At 45.1% G+C, this 18,219-nt stretch carries 18 protein-coding genes; 11 read left to right on the forward strand and 7 right to left on the reverse strand.

Going from position 1 to position 18,219, the window contains the following annotated elements:
* Positions 1 to 119 precede the first annotated feature (119 nt).
* From AC1DFM_RS25170 to AC1DFM_RS25190, 5 genes are read left to right on the forward strand one after another with little or no spacing between them, the layout of a single operon-like run.
* Positions 120 to 3,305 carry a SusC/RagA family TonB-linked outer membrane protein gene (locus AC1DFM_RS25170; RefSeq protein WP_477079535.1) on the forward strand — a complete coding sequence of 1,062 codons (3,186 nt, stop codon included), beginning with the start codon at positions 120 to 122 and terminating at the stop codon, positions 3,303 to 3,305.
* A gap of 21 nt (positions 3,306 to 3,326) precedes the next feature.
* Complete coding sequence (locus tag AC1DFM_RS25175) at positions 3,327 to 4,970, forward strand: RagB/SusD family nutrient uptake outer membrane protein (protein WP_477079536.1); 1,644 nt, start codon at positions 3,327 to 3,329, stop codon at positions 4,968 to 4,970.
* A 33-nt stretch (positions 4,971 to 5,003) separates the two neighbouring features.
* Positions 5,004 to 6,020 carry an IPT/TIG domain-containing protein gene (locus AC1DFM_RS25180; protein ID WP_477079537.1) on the forward strand — a complete coding sequence of 339 codons (1,017 nt, stop codon included), beginning with the start codon at positions 5,004 to 5,006 and terminating at the stop codon, positions 6,018 to 6,020.
* A gap of 13 nt (positions 6,021 to 6,033) precedes the next feature.
* Positions 6,034 to 7,188: a glycoside hydrolase family 26 protein gene (locus AC1DFM_RS25185; RefSeq protein WP_477079538.1), complete on the forward strand. Its 1,155-nt coding sequence runs from the start codon at positions 6,034 to 6,036 to the stop codon at positions 7,186 to 7,188.
* Positions 7,189 to 7,198: 10 nt separating this feature from the next.
* Entirely contained in the window at positions 7,199 to 8,359 is a 1,161-nt protein-coding gene (locus AC1DFM_RS25190) for a glycoside hydrolase family 130 protein (RefSeq protein WP_477079539.1), read from the forward strand.
* Positions 8,360 to 8,400: 41 nt separating this feature from the next.
* Here AC1DFM_RS25190 and AC1DFM_RS25195 read toward each other — a convergent pair whose 3' ends face one another.
* Both AC1DFM_RS25195 and AC1DFM_RS25200 read right to left on the reverse strand, forming a co-directional pair.
* Positions 8,401 to 8,826 carry an ester cyclase gene (locus AC1DFM_RS25195; RefSeq protein ID WP_477079540.1) on the reverse strand — a complete coding sequence of 142 codons (426 nt, stop codon included), beginning with the start codon at positions 8,824 to 8,826 and terminating at the stop codon, positions 8,401 to 8,403.
* Positions 8,827 to 8,947: 121 nt separating this feature from the next.
* On the reverse strand, positions 8,948 to 9,526 hold the full coding sequence (locus AC1DFM_RS25200) for a Crp/Fnr family transcriptional regulator (RefSeq protein WP_477079541.1): 579 nt from the start codon (positions 9,524 to 9,526) through the stop codon (positions 8,948 to 8,950).
* Positions 9,527 to 9,798: 272 nt separating this feature from the next.
* On the opposite strand from AC1DFM_RS25200, the gene AC1DFM_RS25205 reads away from it, so the two are divergent.
* Both AC1DFM_RS25205 and tssD read left to right on the forward strand, forming a co-directional pair.
* Positions 9,799 to 10,491: a helix-turn-helix transcriptional regulator gene (locus tag AC1DFM_RS25205; protein WP_477079542.1), complete on the forward strand. Its 693-nt coding sequence runs from the start codon at positions 9,799 to 9,801 to the stop codon at positions 10,489 to 10,491.
* Positions 10,492 to 10,671: 180 nt separating this feature from the next.
* A complete protein-coding gene (gene tssD, locus AC1DFM_RS25210; RefSeq protein ID WP_477079543.1) occupies positions 10,672 to 11,061 on the forward strand; it encodes a type VI secretion system tube protein TssD in 390 nt (129 codons plus the stop codon).
* Between the two features lie 86 nt (positions 11,062 to 11,147).
* Here tssD and AC1DFM_RS25215 read toward each other — a convergent pair whose 3' ends face one another.
* Complete coding sequence (locus AC1DFM_RS25215) at positions 11,148 to 11,858, reverse strand: hypothetical protein (protein ID WP_477079544.1); 711 nt, start codon at positions 11,856 to 11,858, stop codon at positions 11,148 to 11,150.
* 81 nt (positions 11,859 to 11,939) lie between these two features.
* Between AC1DFM_RS25215 and AC1DFM_RS25220 the strand changes: the two genes are divergently transcribed.
* On the forward strand, positions 11,940 to 12,494 hold the full coding sequence (locus AC1DFM_RS25220) for a GNAT family N-acetyltransferase (protein WP_477079545.1): 555 nt from the start codon (positions 11,940 to 11,942) through the stop codon (positions 12,492 to 12,494).
* A gap of 67 nt (positions 12,495 to 12,561) precedes the next feature.
* Here AC1DFM_RS25220 and AC1DFM_RS25225 read toward each other — a convergent pair whose 3' ends face one another.
* Both AC1DFM_RS25225 and AC1DFM_RS25230 read right to left on the reverse strand, forming a co-directional pair.
* Positions 12,562 to 13,050 carry a hypothetical protein gene (locus AC1DFM_RS25225; protein ID WP_477079546.1) on the reverse strand — a complete coding sequence of 163 codons (489 nt, stop codon included), beginning with the start codon at positions 13,048 to 13,050 and terminating at the stop codon, positions 12,562 to 12,564.
* Complete coding sequence (locus AC1DFM_RS25230; RefSeq protein WP_477079547.1) at positions 13,047 to 14,063, reverse strand: carboxypeptidase-like regulatory domain-containing protein; 1,017 nt, start codon at positions 14,061 to 14,063, stop codon at positions 13,047 to 13,049. Before AC1DFM_RS25230 ends, AC1DFM_RS25225 begins: the two co-directional genes overlap by 4 nt.
* A 336-nt stretch (positions 14,064 to 14,399) precedes the next feature.
* Between AC1DFM_RS25230 and AC1DFM_RS25235 the strand changes: the two genes are divergently transcribed.
* From AC1DFM_RS25235 to AC1DFM_RS25245, 3 genes are all read left to right on the forward strand, one after another.
* A complete protein-coding gene (locus AC1DFM_RS25235; protein ID WP_477079548.1) occupies positions 14,400 to 14,960 on the forward strand; it encodes a cupin domain-containing protein in 561 nt (186 codons plus the stop codon).
* A 75-nt stretch (positions 14,961 to 15,035) separates the two neighbouring features.
* Positions 15,036 to 15,728 carry a hypothetical protein gene (locus AC1DFM_RS25240; protein ID WP_477079549.1) on the forward strand — a complete coding sequence of 231 codons (693 nt, stop codon included), beginning with the start codon at positions 15,036 to 15,038 and terminating at the stop codon, positions 15,726 to 15,728.
* A gap of 61 nt (positions 15,729 to 15,789) precedes the next feature.
* Complete coding sequence (locus AC1DFM_RS25245; RefSeq protein ID WP_477079550.1) at positions 15,790 to 16,332, forward strand: cupin domain-containing protein; 543 nt, start codon at positions 15,790 to 15,792, stop codon at positions 16,330 to 16,332.
* On the opposite strand, the gene AC1DFM_RS25250 is transcribed toward AC1DFM_RS25245, so the two are convergent.
* Together AC1DFM_RS25250 and AC1DFM_RS25255 are read right to left on the reverse strand one after the other, a co-directional pair.
* Entirely contained in the window at positions 16,333 to 17,052 is a 720-nt protein-coding gene (locus AC1DFM_RS25250) for a LytR/AlgR family response regulator transcription factor (protein ID WP_477079551.1), read from the reverse strand. It lies immediately after the preceding gene.
* On the reverse strand, positions 17,024 to 18,115 hold the full coding sequence (locus AC1DFM_RS25255; RefSeq protein WP_477079552.1) for a sensor histidine kinase: 1,092 nt from the start codon (positions 18,113 to 18,115) through the stop codon (positions 17,024 to 17,026). Before AC1DFM_RS25255 ends, AC1DFM_RS25250 begins: the two co-directional genes overlap by 29 nt.
* Between the last annotated feature and the right edge of the window lie 104 nt (positions 18,116 to 18,219).

Consider the following 18,219-nt stretch of genomic DNA (forward strand, 5'->3'; position numbering starts at 1 on the left):
GTGTATGTTTTACACCTATTTTGTATCAGGCATGCGACTATCAAAGTATAATCAATAGATAAAAAAGTACTACAATGTCGTTTAAATAAAATTCATATTTGTATTAAATAAGCCGCGTTATGAAACAGTATCTACCACTATGGATACGACTGGTATCCCTATGTCTTGTTTTCCACCTTCACACCTTTGCGCAAAGCAAAAAAATCAGCGGTGTAGTTAAAGATGATAACGGTAACTTTTTACCCGGAGCCAGCATTTTGGTGAAAGACACCAAAATCGCCACTGCTACCAATGTAGAAGGCCAGTTTTCACTGGAAGTACCCGTCACCGGTAAACTACTGGTGATCTCTTTTGTAGGCATGGAACCACAGGAAATTCCCCTCACTAAGAAAACAACTTTTATGGTGACGCTGAAACGCGCCACCGTAGGCCTGAACGACCTGGTAGTCGTAGGTTACGGTACCGTAAAAAAGAAAGATCTGACAGGTTCCGTACAACGTATTACCAATGAAGAAATTAACAGTAACAACCCTACGAATGTATTGTCAGCCATGCAGGGAAAAATTGCAGGGGTCAACGTTACACAGAATGATGGCGCGCCCGGCGCCGGTGTCAGCATCCGTGTACGCGGCTCCAACTCTTTCCTCGGTGGAACAGAACCACTGTACGTGATTGATGGTGTGCCCTTCACCAACAACAATACCGGCTCTACCCCCGCTTCTATTGGCGACGATGAAAAACAAACCATGAATGCACTGGCTTTCATCAACCCCAGTGATATTGAATCTATTGATGTATTGAAAGATGCCTCTGCTACTGCTATCTATGGCGCCAGAGGCGCTAACGGAGTGGTGTTGATCACTACGCGCAAAGGCCGCAGCGGCAAAGACAAAGTAGACCTGAACATCAGCATGGGCTATGCAGAAATTGCCCATAAAATTAAAATGCTGAATGCACGCGACTACGCACTGTATCAGAATTTATCTACCACTAACCAGATATTGTATGATGACGCCAATCCCGCTACCACGCCGCTTCCCTACCCCGGCACTAAAAGGCCCGTATCCGGATATCCCGACTCCACTTATTATGCACCCGGGCCGGATGATTATATCGGAAAAGGCACCGATTGGCAGGACCAGATTTTTCGTCGTGGTATGTTTCAGAATTATAACGTGAATATTTCCGGCGGCAGTGATGCCGGTAATCATAGCATCTCCTTCAACTACCTCGACCAGGATGGCATTATTCAGAATTCMAACTTTAAAAGATATGGTATCAACCTTAACCTGAACAGGAATGCCGGCAAGCACTGGAAAATAGGTACCAGCACCATGGCCAGCAAATCTATCAGCAATGGCGTGAAAACAGGTACCACTAAGATAGATGATGCTAATGCGGGGGTAGTAAGAGCTGCGTTATCATTCCCCGCTACTTCAGATTTATATGATCCTTCTACCGGCACTTTTTCGTCTGTATACTTTATCACCAACCCCTATATCTATTCAAGAGACGTATTGAACCAGGTATCCAGCATCAACATCTTCTCCTCCAACTATGCAGAAGTATCGTTCCTGAATGATTTTAAATTCCGTCAAACGATTGGTTTCAACTATGCCTACAACCTGCGTGACCAATATTATCCGCGAACCGTTTATGAGGGCAGAAGCATGAAGGGATGGGGTTTGAAGGCCGATGATACCTGGGGAAGTGTGTTGTCGGAAAGTATGTTAACCTGGAGTAAGCAAATCAGTAAACATAGTCTCACTGCTATGGGCGCGTTCTCTTACCAGGTAACCGATGGACAATGGAAAAAGATGCAGGCGCAAACATTCCCCAATGATATCAACAAAAACGAAAATCTTTTTTCCGGACAAACACAGCTACCGCTGCAGAATAATCGTTACCGCGCGGTCATTATCTCCAATATTGCCCGTTTGAATTATGCATACGACGACCGGTACCTTTTAACCGCTTCCTTCCGCAGAGATGGTTCCAGCAAATTTGGCAAGGATAACAAGTGGGCTAACTTCCCATCTTTTGCACTTGCCTGGAAAGCCGTGAACGAAAATTTTGTGAAGAATGCAGGCATATTCAGCGACCTGAAACTCCGCGCCAGCTATGGCGAAACAGGAAGTGAAGGCATCGGCTCCTATGGATCATTGCCTAAACTGGCGGTGAATAACTATCCGCTGGGAGGCGCCTTGCAAACCGGTTTTGCAGATGACTACTACGCCGGACCCGCCAACAGTCAACTACAATGGGAACGCACCGTAGCTTATGACCTGGGATTAGATGTAGGTATTCTGGAAGGCCGTTTGAATGTACATGCGGATGTGTATCAAAAGCGCACCAACGCCTTGTTGCAATATGTAACTACCCCTCCTTCCAGCGGCTATGGCCGTGCATTGCGTAACTCCGGTACCATTCAAAATAAAGGTCTGGAAATCATCGTGGAAGGAACGCCCATAAAGAGAAAAAATCTTGAATGGAATGCCTCCATCAACTTCTCCATGAACAGAAATAAAATCCTCAACCTGGGTGGTGATGCGAAACAACAGTTTGCAGACAACATTTCTACCAACGACCAACCCTTCGTACAACAAGCCGGACATCCGGTAGGCGCCATTTACGGCTGGGTGGAAGATGGCTATTATGATAATGAAGCAGAAGTAAGAAACGATCCCGCCTATACGAATCAGGCGGCCGGCATTATCAAGCATATGGTAGGGGAAATCAAATACCGCGATCTGGACGGCATTACCGGCATTGGCGCGGGCGACCGTACTTTCATCGGGGATGTGAACCCGGACTATACATTCGGTATCACCAACAATTTGCGTTACAAAAACTGGGACCTGAATATTTTTATCAATGGGGTACAAGGGAATGATGTAGTGAATATGAACCGTCGCTTTTATGGTAACATTGGTGACTTTAAAAACATTGAGCAGGTAATGTGGAACGGCGCCTGGGTTGCAGGAAAAGACAACAGCGGCGCTACCTGGCCCAAAGCCATTCACCAGTTCTGGCGGGATATGAAATTCAGTCGCCGCTACGTAGAAGATGGCAGCTTTGTAAGAATCAAAAACATCGCACTGGGATATAATATACCGTACAAAATTCCGGGCGTATCCGGATTGCGTGTATCCCTGGCCGTTAATAACCTGTATACGTTTACCAATTACAGCGGATATGATCCGGAAGTAAACGGATACGGTGATAACCCGGCGCTGTTTGGCGTGGACCTCGGTGGATATCCCAACAACAGAACCTATACTTTCAGCATCCGTTGTAATTTCTAAAACCTGCAAATTGTTATGATTATGAAGAAGCTCACAAGAAATATAATCGCAGCAGCAGTAGTAGCAGGATCACTGTTCTCTGTCTCCTGTAAAAAAGCGTTGGAAGAGAAGGTATATAGCTTTATTTCTCCCAATAACTTTTATAAAAATGGTAGTGATGCAGTAGTGGCTGTGAATGGTATTTATAGCGAACTGTATACTTATGATCTATATATCCAGCCTTTCTGGAATCTTACTTTGCTGGACGACGATCATGTATCGGGTGCAGACTGGTACCTGGGCAGCGCCGGCGCCGGTAACCCCAATAATTACTGGGGCGTAGAACGGCCATGGAGTGGTTTATATATCGTCATTGCGCGTGCTAATACGGTATTGGAGAATGTGCCTGGCATTACTGCCGACATTACACCGGAGCTGAAAAACCGGGTGTTGGGAGAAGCTTATTTTTTAAGAGGATGGGCCTATTTCCAACTGGTACAGTTGTATGGTGGTGTGCCTTTGCGATTGAAAACATTGGGCGCCGATCCTCAAACCAATACGCCTCGCGCCAGTGTAGCAGAGGTATATAATGCGGTGATCAGCGATCTTAAGCAGGCGGAAACACTGTTGTATCCTGCTAACGATACCCGTTCCGGCGAAGCAGGACGAGTTACCCGCGGCGTAGCCATGGGATACCTGGCCAAGGTTTATGCTACTATCGGGTCTGCATCATTGAAAGGTGGCAATGTAGCAGTATATGGCGGCAACGATAACCAGCGCCTCACGTATGCCAAAACGGTGCTTGCCGGTTATGAAGGCTTTGATAGCAAAGCTTATTATAAGCTCTCCATGGACAAAGCCAAAGAGTTGATCGATTCTAAACAATACGATTTGTTTGACAACTGGAAAGACATCTGGAACCGCGCTAACTTCAATAAACGGGAACATATGTGGGAAATACAATCCCTCACCGGCACCAGCTTTATCAATGATTTGCATGCCTATTTTACTGCTGGTTCTTATCCTTTTGGGATGGGGGCCGTATGGATGACCAATAACCATTACAAAACTTATGAGGAAGATAAAGATACCCGTGCGTTAGATGGTGTTTCGCATCAGTATGTGGCTTATCGTCAAACGAATCCAGGGGGCACCCGTTACTATTATCCTTCCTGGGAAGCCGCCAAATACAGCAAGGATGCGGCAGGGAATGTATATAACAATGATGGGAAGGGAGATGATAAAGCTTTTATCACAAAGTACAGTAGTGTACAGGATGAAACGGTATCTAACAGCGATATGTTTTTCMCGGTGATGCGTTATTCGGAAATATTATTGTTGTATGCAGAAGCTGCCAATGAAGCGGGTAGCGGGCCGGATGCAGGCGCTTATCAATACCTGAATGCGGTGCGGAGCAGGTCGCACGCCACCGACGCGCCATTGGGCATGAGCCAGGAGGAATTCCGCAGTTTTGTACTGGAAGAGCGGGGCCGTGAGTTTTCATTGGAAAATATCCGTCGCTATGATTTGATCAGATGGGGTATTTATTTACCGGTGATGAATGCCATCACCAAAGGGCAGAATAACATTTCCAAAGTGCGGAATACGCGGAATTTATTATTACCGATTCCGGTGAGTGAAATGAATACCAATAAGGCGATCACACAAAATAATCCCGGCTGGTAATCACTTCTTTTCTTCTTTTAAAAATTCATGAATATGAATCAATATATTATTTCCCGGTATACCTGGCTGGCTGCGCTGATCATATGGCTGGCAGCAGCTTGTAAAAAAAATGATGCAGTAGATAGCGCACCACCTGTTATCCATTCCGTTACTACGCTCACCGATCGTGTAACGCCTATTACCGCCAGCACGCTGGGACAGTGGGTGCTGATCAAAGGAGCGCATCTCGCTGGTACTAAATCGGTGGCGTTTAATTCTATTACTATCGAAACGGCCGACTTATACGCCAACGATACTTCTGTTACCGTGAAGGTACCAGAGAAAATAGCAGAACAGGTAAATAATAAAATCACCGTTACCACGTCTTTTGGTACGGTTTCATTTGACTTCCAGGTGTTGCAGCCAGCGCCGTTAATCTATAGCTTCGACCCGCTGGGAGGAGCCGGAGGCACGGAAGTAAATATTGCCGGTAATTGGTTTCAGCATCTCAAAAGTGTGAAGATAAATGATCTGGATGCGCAGATTGTAGCTTCCACAGATACCACCATCAAGGTAAATTTACCTGCGGCCGCAACACCTGGATTTTTTACGATCACTACAGATGGTGGGGTTACCAAATCATCCAATGCTTTTGGCTTTTCTTACATGATTTATGATGATGCCTTAAACACCGGCTGGTGGGAAGGCAGCTGGAGTTGCACGGTAGACAAGGCCAACACAGAAAAAGTAAGATCCGGACAGGATGCCATCAAAATTCAATACCAGCCTTTTGGCGCCTTACAGATTGGTAACAACCTGAGTACTGCGGGATATGCTTACATCAAGGTATCACTGTATGGTGGCGCCGGAACAGATGGTAAGCAGGTGAAGCTGGTACTGAATGGCAACAGTGGCAGCGGAGTGCTGTTAACATTGAAAGGAGAGAAATGGGCCGACTTCACCGTGCCGTTGAGTAGCTTAGGAGCGCCTGCAGTGATCAGTACTTTGTGGTTGCAGGAGTTTAGCAATGCGAATAGTTTGGTATATGTTGATGCCATGGGATTGTTCTAAAAATATTTCAAAGATGGACCGTTTGCGTTTTTCATTCCACTTATCTGTTTTATTACTACTGTTGACCGGTAATGTAGTTGCGCAGGGGCCTGGCCCCTGCGATAAGCAGGCTACTCCGGAAACGGTGAATTTGTATCACCGCCTGAAGGCTGTCGCCGCCAAGGGTTACCTGGTGGGGCATCAGGACGATCTCGCCTATGGGGTCGGCTGGCAATATGAAGCCGGTAAAAGTGATGTAAAAGAAGTCACGGGCGATTATCCTGCACTCTATGGATGGGATATTGCCAACATTGAGCAGGATAGTAAAACTGCTAATATTGACGGTGTTCCGTTTTCAAAAATGCGTTCGTTTATTCGTGCGGGTTATGAGCGGGGTGGCGTGATCACCATTACGTGGCATGTAAATAGTCCGGGTGTACCGGGTGCTAATGCGTGGGATACTACGCATGGTACGGTAACGTCTATATTGCCCGGCGGCATTCATCATGCGATGTATAAGGAGTGGCTGGATAAAGTGGCTGCCTATCTCCTATCGCTGAAAGGCCCTAAGGGAGAGCAGATCCCGGTACTATTCCGTCCTTTTCATGAGCTGAGTGGGAACTGGTTCTGGTGGTGTCGTAACACCTGTACGCCTGATGAATTTATTACGTTATKGCGTTTCACTATTAATTATCTGCAACAAACAAAGCAGGTGCATCATCTTTTGTACGTGTTCAATACCGCCGGGAATTTTAAGAATAGGGAAGAATTTTTAGAAAGATATCCGGGAGATGATATGGTGGATGTATTGAGTTTTGATGCGTATCAATACGACGACCCGCAGAAAAGTGATTACTTTTTAAAGGAAACGAACCGGCAGCTGGGAATCACAGATAGCGTAGCCCGTGAAAAAAATAAAATAGCCGCGCTTGCGGAAACCGGCTATGAGCAAATACCTTATGCACAATGGTGGACTAAAACGCTGGTACCGGCAATAGGGAATCATCATATTGCCTGGGTGTTACTCTGGAGAAACCATGGGTACAATGAATCCATGAAACGAATGCACTACTACATGCCTTACAAAGGGCAAGTTTCCGCGCCCGACTTTATTGAATTTTATAAACAACCGCAAACCCTTTTCGGGAAAGATGTTTTGGCAGAAAACATGTATGCCCCGGAGCACTAACAATTGGCATATGAATTTTGAATTGAGAAGACAGGCTTTGCAACAGGCATATGATGCGCTGATTGAAAGACCGAACAAACCTGTAAGCCTGGGCAATGGCGTATACAACAGATATGAACACCCGGTACTAACGGCTATGCATACACCGCTTACCTGGAGATACGACTTCCGGGAGCCGCAAAACCCGCATCTGATGGAACGTTTTGGGATTAATGGGGTATTCAATGCCGGTGCTATTAAGTTAAACGGTAAGTACCTGTTAATAGCCCGGGTAGAAGGGATGGACCGTAAGTCTTTTTTCGCTGTAGCGGAAAGCGACAATGGTGTTGATGGGTTCCGCTTTCATGCGCATCCTATACAGATGCCGGAAACGGATCATCCGGATACCAACGTTTATGATATGCGGGTGGTGCAGCATGAAGATGGTTGGATTTATGGATTGTTTTGTACGGAGCGCCGTGACCCGGCGGCTTCGCCGGCCGATCAGTCTGCCGCTATTGCCCAGTGTGGATTGGCGCGTACCCGCAATCTGGTAGATTGGGAACGGTTACCGGATCTGGTAACGCCTTCTCCCCAGCAGCGCAATGTGGTATTACATCCGGAGTTTGTAAACGGCCAATATGCGTTCTATACCCGTCCGCAGGATGGCTTCATTAATACCGGAACCGGTGGAGGTATTGGGTTTGGACTGGCAGATAGTATGGAGGCCGCCGTGGTGAAGGAGGAAATAGTGATAGATGGCAAGGTGTATCATACGGTGTATGAAGCGAAGAATGGATTGGGACCCGCGCCAATTAAAACGGCGAAAGGCTGGTTGCACCTGGCACATGGCGTACGCAACACTGCTGCAGGACTTCGGTATGTACTCTATCTTTTCATGACGGATCTGGCAGACGTTACCCGTGTTATCCACAAACCGGCGGGATACTTTATGGCGCCGGAAGGTGCAGAACGGGTGGGCGATGTATCCAATGTACTGTTTAGTAATGGCTGGATAGCGGATGATGACGGCAGGGTATTTATTTATTATGCCTCGTCGGATACGCGTATGCACGTGGCCGTTAGTACCATCGATCAGCTGGTAGATTATGTGGTAAATACTGCCGAAGATGGCTGGCGGTCGGCCGCTTCCGTGGAAGTGGTCAATGGTATTATCGATAATAATTTGTAGGCAAGGGTCCCCCCGCTGTAAGGCGGGGGGATTAGCGAAAGCTATCTTGCACAAACATGTACTTTTCCCTGAAGGGCTTGTTCCAGTGCGGCACCGTCTATCAGCGCCCAATGTTCAATGATCCGGTCGTCCTGGAAGCGGAAGGTACGGTAGCCATTAACGGTAACGGTTTCTCCCGTAGGAAGTATGCCCCGCCACAAGCCGATGTGTTTCATGCGTAGGGTGATTTTAATGATACATAGCTGGCCTTCTGCTACCTGTTCTTCTATGATGGTTTCCGGTATAAAAGAGCTATGGGTTAATGCTACCCATTGGGCCAGGCCATTGGCATCTGCCGGAAGGGAGGCTGGCAGGCCATGATCAATGAAGTCGGGATGAAGAAATTCATCCAGCCGGGAGGTATCGCCGTTATTCCAGATGGTGTGGATGTAGTTGTCGATAAGGCTTTTTTGTTGCTGTATAGTCATAACCGTTAGTTTTACCATACAAAGGTAGATCGCCGGAAATGGCGCCATTGTGTCAAACGTCACAATCCCGTTCCGATCTCCCCCACAACTCCGTAATTCGTAATTTGTAATTTGTAATTCTTCATTGTATCCGGCGGCGGATGCGGCTGAGGGTTTCCCGGGAGATGCCTAAATAAGAGCTAAGGTGTGTAACAGATACGCGTTGTACCAGTTCGGGGTGATGGGTGAGGATGGATTGATACCGTTCTTCTGGTGTGTTTTTTTTCAGCCAGCTGGTATGTTTTTCCTGTGTAATGACCAGGTGTTCCAGCCACTGCTGGCCAAAAGCCACAATTTCGGGCGATAGTTCGTAGAGGCGTGATAGTTCCTCTTTATGCCATCTCCATAAAACGGTAGTTTCCATTGTCTGGATATTATAATCCGAGGAAACCTTGTTCCGGAGGCTGTTTAGATTGGTAAAGAAAGTGTTTTCGAAGTAAAAACTGGTATTGGTTTCTTTGGCGTCACTATCGTAAAAAGCGCGGCAGGCACCGGTTTCAATGAACCAGATGGAATGGCATCGCTGCCCTTCGGTGAGCAGATAGTCACCTTTTTTTACTATTTCGTGTTGGGCACTGTTTAAAAACAAAGACATGGCTTCATCACTCATAGGAGCAATGTGGGAAAGGGTTTCGGGTAAATGAGAGGGAATGGATTTCATGCAGCGCTGCGGTGTTTGTTTTTGTAAAAATACTCACAATTAGGTATTTGACGGGCCTGAACTTTAATATACCTTTGCTTTAACAATTGATCTCACTTAACCTTATTATAAAGTCATCCACCTGAATTAATCGGGCTAACTATTTTTCTATCCCCAAAAAAGGGTCTCTTTTTCATGAGGGACCCTTTCTTATTTTTACTACATTTGTTACAGGAGCACAGTAATCAACCAACATCTTAGAGAAATTCCTACACACGATTTATATCAGGTACATGATGGAGCATGCTGCATTTAAAAATGTTGAATCCGGGCTGGATGATAAGCTGACGGCGTTGAAAGCTATCGATACAGAGCTGCCGGTGGTAGTAATAGTAATGAATGTATTGAAGAATTATGTGGAGTATATGTCGCCCAGAGGCTGCAGGGAATTAGGTGTTACGCTGGAGGAGCTGCGGGAAATGGGCGCTCAGTATTTTGATAATTTCTTTAATCCACATGATGTGGCCGACTATGTGCCAAAGGTAGTGGCGATGCTGGGGGCGCCAATAGAAGCTAATATGACCGTTACCTTTTTTCAACAGGTAAGAAGGGCTAATTCGCGGGACTGGGCCTGGCATCTGGGTTCCAGCAGGGTGTTTTGCCGGGATGCAGATGGTATGCCTACCCATGTCATTACCTGCGCTACCCCCGTTGATCCGCTGCATCACGTCACCAGTAAGGTAAACCGGCTGTTGGAGGAGAATAATTTTCTGCGTCGTAACCAGCACGTTTTCGCGTCGCTCACCCGGCGGGAAAAAGAAATACTGCGTTTGCTGGCGCTGGGTTCCAGTGCTGCTGAAATTGCTGATAGCACTGGTATCTCTGAGAAAACGGCCGTTACACACCGGCGTAATATCAAAGCAAAAATCGGGGCGCAGTCCAGCTATGATCTGACTAGTTTTGCCCAGGCATTTGATCTTATATAATTGTTTAGTGTTATATTAAGGCTGCGCTGAAATCTGTATCAGCTGGGCGCTGCAATGGTATGCCAAAAAATAACCCTCCATTTTTCCGGATGTAAACAGAAATGTGTATTTTCATTCTGTATACCATATTTTTTTGCCTGTCTGTTGCGCCTTGCAACGGGCTTGTTAACCAAATTAATTATGTCTTTTAAAGCCATTCTCAACATTGATGGGGAAGAATTGAACGTGCTGGAATGCAGGTTTTCATTTTCCCAGAACACAGACCATAATGGAAAACCAGCCGCCCGCCCTAAAGGAGGTTCCATTGATTTACTGATAGAGTCTGCCGGGGAAACCAGTTTATTTGACTGGATGATCTCCAATACCCAAACAAAAAATGGCAGCATTACTTTTTTCCGGCGTGACTCCATGTCCCGGTTAAAAGAGCTGAAATTTACAGATGCCTATTGCGTGGCTTATTCAGAACTGTTTAATGCCAACAATGAACAGCCGCTGCAAATTCAGTTAACACTCTCATCCAGGGAAGTAAAGTTGAACAACTCTACTTACCAGAACCCCTGGCCGGTATAGTCTTCATATGAATTTAAAAAAATAACCTGCATAGTACGCTGTTGTAGCGATCTATGCAGGTTATGCTGTTGTAACACGGATGTAGCTTAGTGAGATACCGGCTGCCCGTTTTCATCGAGCATTTCCATCACGGTTTTATTGTCTTTATCCACGTAGAGTCTTATTCTTACTTTTCCTTTTTCATCGCGGATAAACAGGCCAACGTCGCCTGTAGTAGTTTTACCTACAAATAAACGTTCTCTACCCAGCATACCGGCATCATATAACCGTTGTGATTCTTTCTCAAGGATGGCGTCGTTTTTAAGTGCGGTCAGTGAGTCAAAGAATTTGACCTGAGCAGCCAGTTGGAAGTCGTCAGACCGATCCCATAATTTCAATCCATAAGAACGCTCCTTTTTATCGCTACCAACATTCTGAGAATATTGCAGCTGCATAATTTGGTCGTTTTTGTATTGGTCTACAGAGTACACCATGCCGGCGGAAGATTTGTCTGCTTGATATACGAGGCCGCCGCATTCCTCTCCCACACCATTGAAAAAGATCATACCCGGAGATCTTTCACGTTTGGATTGTTCTTTTCCATCCACCATACCGGAGTGTTGCCGTTCTTTATTAGAAATAACCATTCTCAGCGTACCATCTTTTTCCACTACATTGATGCGCTCTACATCAATTTCCTGGAACTTCTGGCGGGTGATATCCGGTCTGAAAGACATGAACAGAAATAAGGCAAAAATGACGGTTAACGTAAGGGCATAGATTTTCAGGATTCTAACTTCTTTTAATAACTTTTCCATAAGCAAAGAATTAAATTTTGTGATTGTAAATATAGTGCTCTACCGTATTTTTTATCTGCGAAAAATTGCTATTTTTAATTTATGTTGACATTTGATTTTAACCCACATTCCGAATTAACTACTTCCCGGTTTTTGTTAAGGCCACCTTTATTGTCTGATGCTCCGGAACTGCAGCGTCTACGCTCCGATCCGGAGGTAAACAAATACCTGGACAGGCCTCCCACACCGACTGTAGCTGCTGCGGAGCAGTTCCTGGAAAAAATCCAGGGATATACCCGTTCCTATAAATCCATGTATTGGGTGATCACGGAAAATAGCAGTGGGAAACTAATCGGAACTATTTGTTTTTGGAACCTGATACCCGAACTGGATGAAGCAGAAGTAGGGTATGAATTGAAGTCCGAATTTTTCGGTCAGGGCATTATGACGGAAGTATTGCCGGCTGTGATCCAATTTGGATTTGAGGTGATGAAACTCACCCGCATTACCGCGCTGCCTGTTGACGGGAATGAACGATCTGTAAAGTTATTGGAGCGGCATCATTTTATGGAGGATGAAGCACTGCGCCAGCGATTAGAAGCGGATGGTGAATCGATGGCAGGTTTTCGATGTTATTTACTCACCCGGCCTCAATAAATAACGGCAGCTGCTGAGATGCAAACTGCCGTATTTAGTTGTGTTTAGTCGTAGGTTTGTATATCGGTTATGGTTTCGAATAAATAGTCCAGTCGCTTGTTCGTGTAGTGGTTACCGTTAAGGTGTGCATGGTGGTATCCATATTGGTATTATTCATAATGGTCCAATATCCTTTATCATCCTGGTAAGCGAGGTAAAGCGGACCATCACGTTTTTCCGTTTTGCTGTAAGTATACACGATCATGATAGGTTGCCGGAAAGTAATGTTAGCCGGTTTGATCCTGAATGCCTTGCCTGGGCTGCCAGGCAAGGTATTGGTAATGGAGGCTACTCCAATGCCTGTTGTTTGCAGCAACGCACCTGCAGGAATCGCCAATTGTATATTGAAAAGTCCATGCGCTGCTCCTTCCTGGCCTATGGCTCTGAAAACAGTTAACCCATTTATGATACCGGTATCTGCCCAAATACGCAACGCCGGCTCTTCTAAGTGGGTGTCCTGTTTTTTTCGGCAGGCCATCATAGGGAGAAAGCAACAGAGGAGGAACAGCTTTTTCACCAGTATAACATTTCAAGTTTGATTTCCACATTTCTCCAGTTGCCGGTATGTGGTAATACAGTGGATGGCTGCGAATGAAACAGTGGCGTAAACAATACTTTGGCTGTACTCACCGCCTCCCTGGGCTGTAACCCTAATGACGGAAACAGATTCGCATTGGGCCCTGTAGCCTTTAAGCGCAATTCGGTTCCATCTTTCAGTTTCGCCGTGATCTTATAGCTGCCAACAGGAATATTGGTAATAGAGAAATTGGCTTTCCCTGCTTTTACTTTTTTATTGATTTTAAAGGTTCTGTCGTCTCCATACAAAGTGGCGCCATCGGGAACAAGCGTGATCGCAATTTCTGCGTTGCCCGGTAACTCATCAGGACCATGAAGGATATCAGAAGGGTCGATCACGGAATAGCTCACGTATAACGCACCACCAAAGTAATTAGCTTCGTCTCTTGGCATCTGCTGCGCCTGTTGGGCACTGGCAACGCCATAAGCCAATAACACAAAGTTTTCCACTGCGCCGTTCTGATAAGCAAAGTCATCTGCTTTGCCATCAGCGGCATATAGTCCAATGGTTGTCACTGTATTGCCGTAGTTAATATTGTAGCCCGCAGCGTAGAAATGAATAGCGCCGGCCGGTAAAGAAATTTCGTAATAGCCTTTCTCGTCGGTTTCTGCAGAAGCACCGGAGTAGAGTCCTCCATCAATAGTAGCTCTTATGCCAATATAAGCCCCTTTAAGCGGCTTCCCGTTCATGTCTGCCACAAAGCCTCGTAATTTCTTCGGCTGCGCTTTTATCGTAGGGAAAACAGGCATTCTCTGTATGGTGTTGCCCATTACATTTACATGATCATCTGTTGCCGAAAGGTTAAAGGTTACTTCACCATGTACTACCGGTAATGCAGGCTGAGGCCCCCAGGTGATGGTCTCTTTACCACCGGGGTCATCGCCGGAGTTCTTCGCCGGCTTGGAGCAGGATGTCAGCGTTAATATCGCTAAACATAAAAAAGTTGTTTTCATTTTCAGGTTGTTTTTAGTATCAGAACAAAGAGAATTTGTTCCGCTTTTTTGGGGTGAACAAATTGACGGTACAATGTTCCGAAATAAGGCCCAAACTTGCTATAGCACAAGGTCCCGGGCGGATATACATCTTTGTTTTGTAGATGAACTACACATTTGTAACCCTATTCAGCAGGTATTGTATCATGAATGCTGTTAGCCCACGATTTTGACCCGTTCGGAATCATTGGAAGTCCTTGTATCCCTGATGTTTGCGCCGCATTTTTTTATCCTGCAATATTGTTGTCTGTTACATCGGGCACTAAAAAAATCGTTGTTAAAAATTCCCTCCGGAAAATGAATGAAGTTTTTATTTCTGATAATTATCAGATTACGAATAAGGCAACAGGGCAGATCGTAAAATTTTTACCTGCAGGTACAGATACAAAAGGACTGCTGGAAATGGAGACCCGGTACATGCCGTTCTCCGAAGAACCCCCTGTTCACTATCATCCGTACCAGGAAGAACACTTTCAGGTACTGGCCGGGGAATTGACCGTTCGGCTGAATGGAGAAGTGAAAATTTACCGGCAAGGAGCTATCATACATATTAAAAGAGAAGAGCCACATAGCATATGGAATTCCGGATTTAAGGAAACAGTGGTTAGCTGGAAGGTAACCCCTTCCCTGAATACAGAAAATTTTCTACGTACCATCACCTGGCTGGCCAATGTAGGCGCTACCAATAAAAGCGGTGTTCCCAAATTACCGAATGCCATTTTTTTATTGATGAAATACCGGAATGTATTCCGGTTGGAACGCCCTACACTATTGGTGATACGTTTGCTGTATGTGCTCCTGCTACCACATTTTTTTCTATTTGATTATCATCGAAAATTTAATAACCCCACATTTTAAAAAAAGCAAGTACAAGTAAACATGAAAACAATTTTATCAATTTGCGGATTATCCCTGTTCTGTTCGTTGGCAACTATGGCACAACTAAGAACGTCAACTGGTAAACCAGTGCCCAGGAAGGCAATGAAAACAACAACATCAAAGCCTGCTACTGCCCCAAAGAAGAAAACGGCTACAACCACCACTGCCACACCTGTAGCGGAGAAAAAGGAAGTAGCGAGTGCAGCACCTGCTACTTCCACCACCACGACTACTACCTCCGCAGCGGAAAGTAAACCAGCGGCTGCACCCGCAAAGCCGGCAAAGGTGGTGAATACGAAAGCATTGTATTCCACCGCCGTAGGCCTCAAAGCCATGTGGGGATTCGCGGTAACCGGAAAACATTTTTTCAGGGACCACCATGCGGGAGAAGCTATTTTGAAATTCAGGGGGTATCATGGCGTAGGCAGTGATATCAACCTCACACTCCTGTATGAGTACCACGGCGATATTCCCGTAGAAGGGCTGCGTTGGTATGCCGGCGCTGGCCCTATGGTAGGACATTTCAAACTGAAGAAGGTGTATTCAGACGTTTTGGAAGGATATTATGGAAAATCCTCCGCTACTTATTTCGGTTTGTCAGGTGTAATGGGTGCAGAATATAAATTTAAAACCATACCGCTGGCTGTTAGTGCCGACTGGCAACCGGCATTCCAGTTCAACAGCGGTTATTTTGATAGTGGCTTCACCGCAGAATACGGTGGAGTTGGCGTGAAGTATACCTTTTGACAGATGAGACACCGGCGCTCTTTTGGGCGCCGGAATTTTTTAACTGTTTGATATCAATGTTATGAAAGAAACTATTACCAACCCGCTCATTAAAGACCAGGTAACCTTTATTCAAACCAGCCGGCAGTCAAATGGCCGCATTACAGAAATAGAAGTGGTACTMAGCCCCGGAGGCGGTACCCCACTGCATTTTCACAAGGACTTCACCGAACAGTTTATTGTGCTGGATGGCATACTAAGTATTCAGTTGGGACGTAAACAGGTGAAACACCTGACAGGTGGCATGAGTTACACCGTACAGAAAAGAGAAGTACACCGTTTTTTTAATGCCACTGATCAAAATGTAACCTTCAAAACTATTATTGAACCAGGCTCCGTTGGTTTTGAGAATTCGTTGCGCATTCTTTATGGCCTCGCAGGTGATCGTCTCACCAATGATAAAGGACTACCCCATGATTTGATCAGTATGGCCGTTATTTCCAACATGAGCGGGATGTATTTGCCGGGTATCTTTAAACTATTGAGTCCCGTGTTTAATATCCTCGCTGGTATTGGCTGCAGAAAAGGCGTGGATAAAGCGTTGCTCGGAAAATATTGTGTTTAATCAATTCCCCTTTAGCCGCTTGTGGCATTCTGTTTTATAATTTCTACCAATAGGAAGCTCAATGCCTAATACCTCCACAGAATAGGCATGGTAGCTTTCTATTTTGTGTGTAGCTACTATGAACGACCGGTGTATACGCATGAATTTTTCTTCCGGTAATAATTCTTCCAATAAACTGATTTTTTGTTTGGAGATGAGTACCTTGTCTTTGAGCACTACTTTGATATAATCCTTCAGACTTTCTATCCAGTAAATATCATTCACATTCACTTTTACCATCTTCCTTTCTACTCTCAGGTATAGAAATACATCACTGGCTTGTTCTGCCGGACGTTCCGCAATGCTGATTTTCTGACTACTTACTTTATACAATGCAAAAACTTTATCGATGGCTTTAAGAAAGCGATCAAAAGGAATCGGCTTCAGCAGGTAATCTACTGCATTGAGATCAAACCCTTCCAATGCATAATCCTGGTAAGCGGTGGTGAAAATAATTTTAGGTGGATTTTTCAGGCTCCGGATAAAGTCAGTACCCAATAATCCCGGCATTTTGATATCCAGGAAAATAAGGTCAATTTTATGTTGCTGCAGTATCTGGAAAGCCTGGATAGCATTGTTGCATTTGGATACCAGGTCTATTTCCGGAAAATTTTCTACATACTTTTCAATGATCTCAATCGCATGTGGTTCGTCATCCACGATTAAGGTTTTTATCTTCATGGGGTACCAGGTTTTGTTTTAAGTTTATATCAAGAATCACGACAAACATATCTTCCGTATTAAATACCTGCAGTTGATGAGCAGATGGAAAAAGTAGTTCCAGCCGTTTTTTTACATTATTCAATCCGATTTGTCCGCCTGACTTTTTTAATTTACCTGCTTCTTCGGGCGGCTTACTATTGGAGATCTTAAATTTCAGCTTATTCTTTTTCAGGAATAAGTCTATGTTAATCCATACTTCATCAATGGTTTCGCTGGTACCATGTTTGAACGCATTTTCTATCAGGGGGAGCATCAACAACGGTGGAATCCTTTGCATGCTGATATCGCCTGTGATGCTGAAGTTCAGGTCCAGCCGGTCTTCATAGCGCAACTTTTCCAAAGCAACATAGTGCTGCATTATTTCAATATCACGCTTTAGCAAAACGTTGTCGGTATTGCATTCGTAGAGCATGTAGCGGAGTATGTCGGATAGTCCCAGTACAATAGCGGGCGATTGGGGCGACTGCTGTAACGTGAGTGCATATAGGTTGTTGAGGGTATTGAACAGGAAATGTGGATGTATCTGACTTTTCAGCGCGCTTAACTCTGCCTGTACTGTTAGCTGCCTTTTTTCGATCCACATCTTTATGAACTTGAGCGATATCGCTACGAGGAATACAAAATTGCTTTGTTCCAGGGCATTAACGATATAAATAGGATTGATGAATTGCTGCCAGAAAGTGCCGTTTAATTTTTTCCATTTGAAGGCCGGATTTTCCTTTACCAGGATGTTATAGAGATAAGGGTCGGCAAAGCGTATTTCAATCACGCGGTAAATTGCGGCAAAGAATAAAGTACAGCCGAGTACCGACAGCAGCAGTTTTACATATTTTCTCCGGTAAAGAAACCGGGGAATCACCCCATAGGTTACCGTATAGAAATACCCAATATGCACCGGCAATAGCATCATGATAATGTTAAAGCCAATACCATAGTTAGGTAATCCCGTACCATAGAAGATGGTAAGAACCGTAACTACAAGAAGCCAGAAAGTTATATGTATGAAAACTCTTTTATTCATGTGCGACAGACTACAGTTACAAAGATAAGCCCTTCGGAGGCTCGTATAAGTTACTGAAGATATACCGTATTGTTTTATCGATTAACAGCAGATTTGGTGGTTTG

Source organism: Chitinophaga sp. 05T412 (assembly GCF_056396465.1).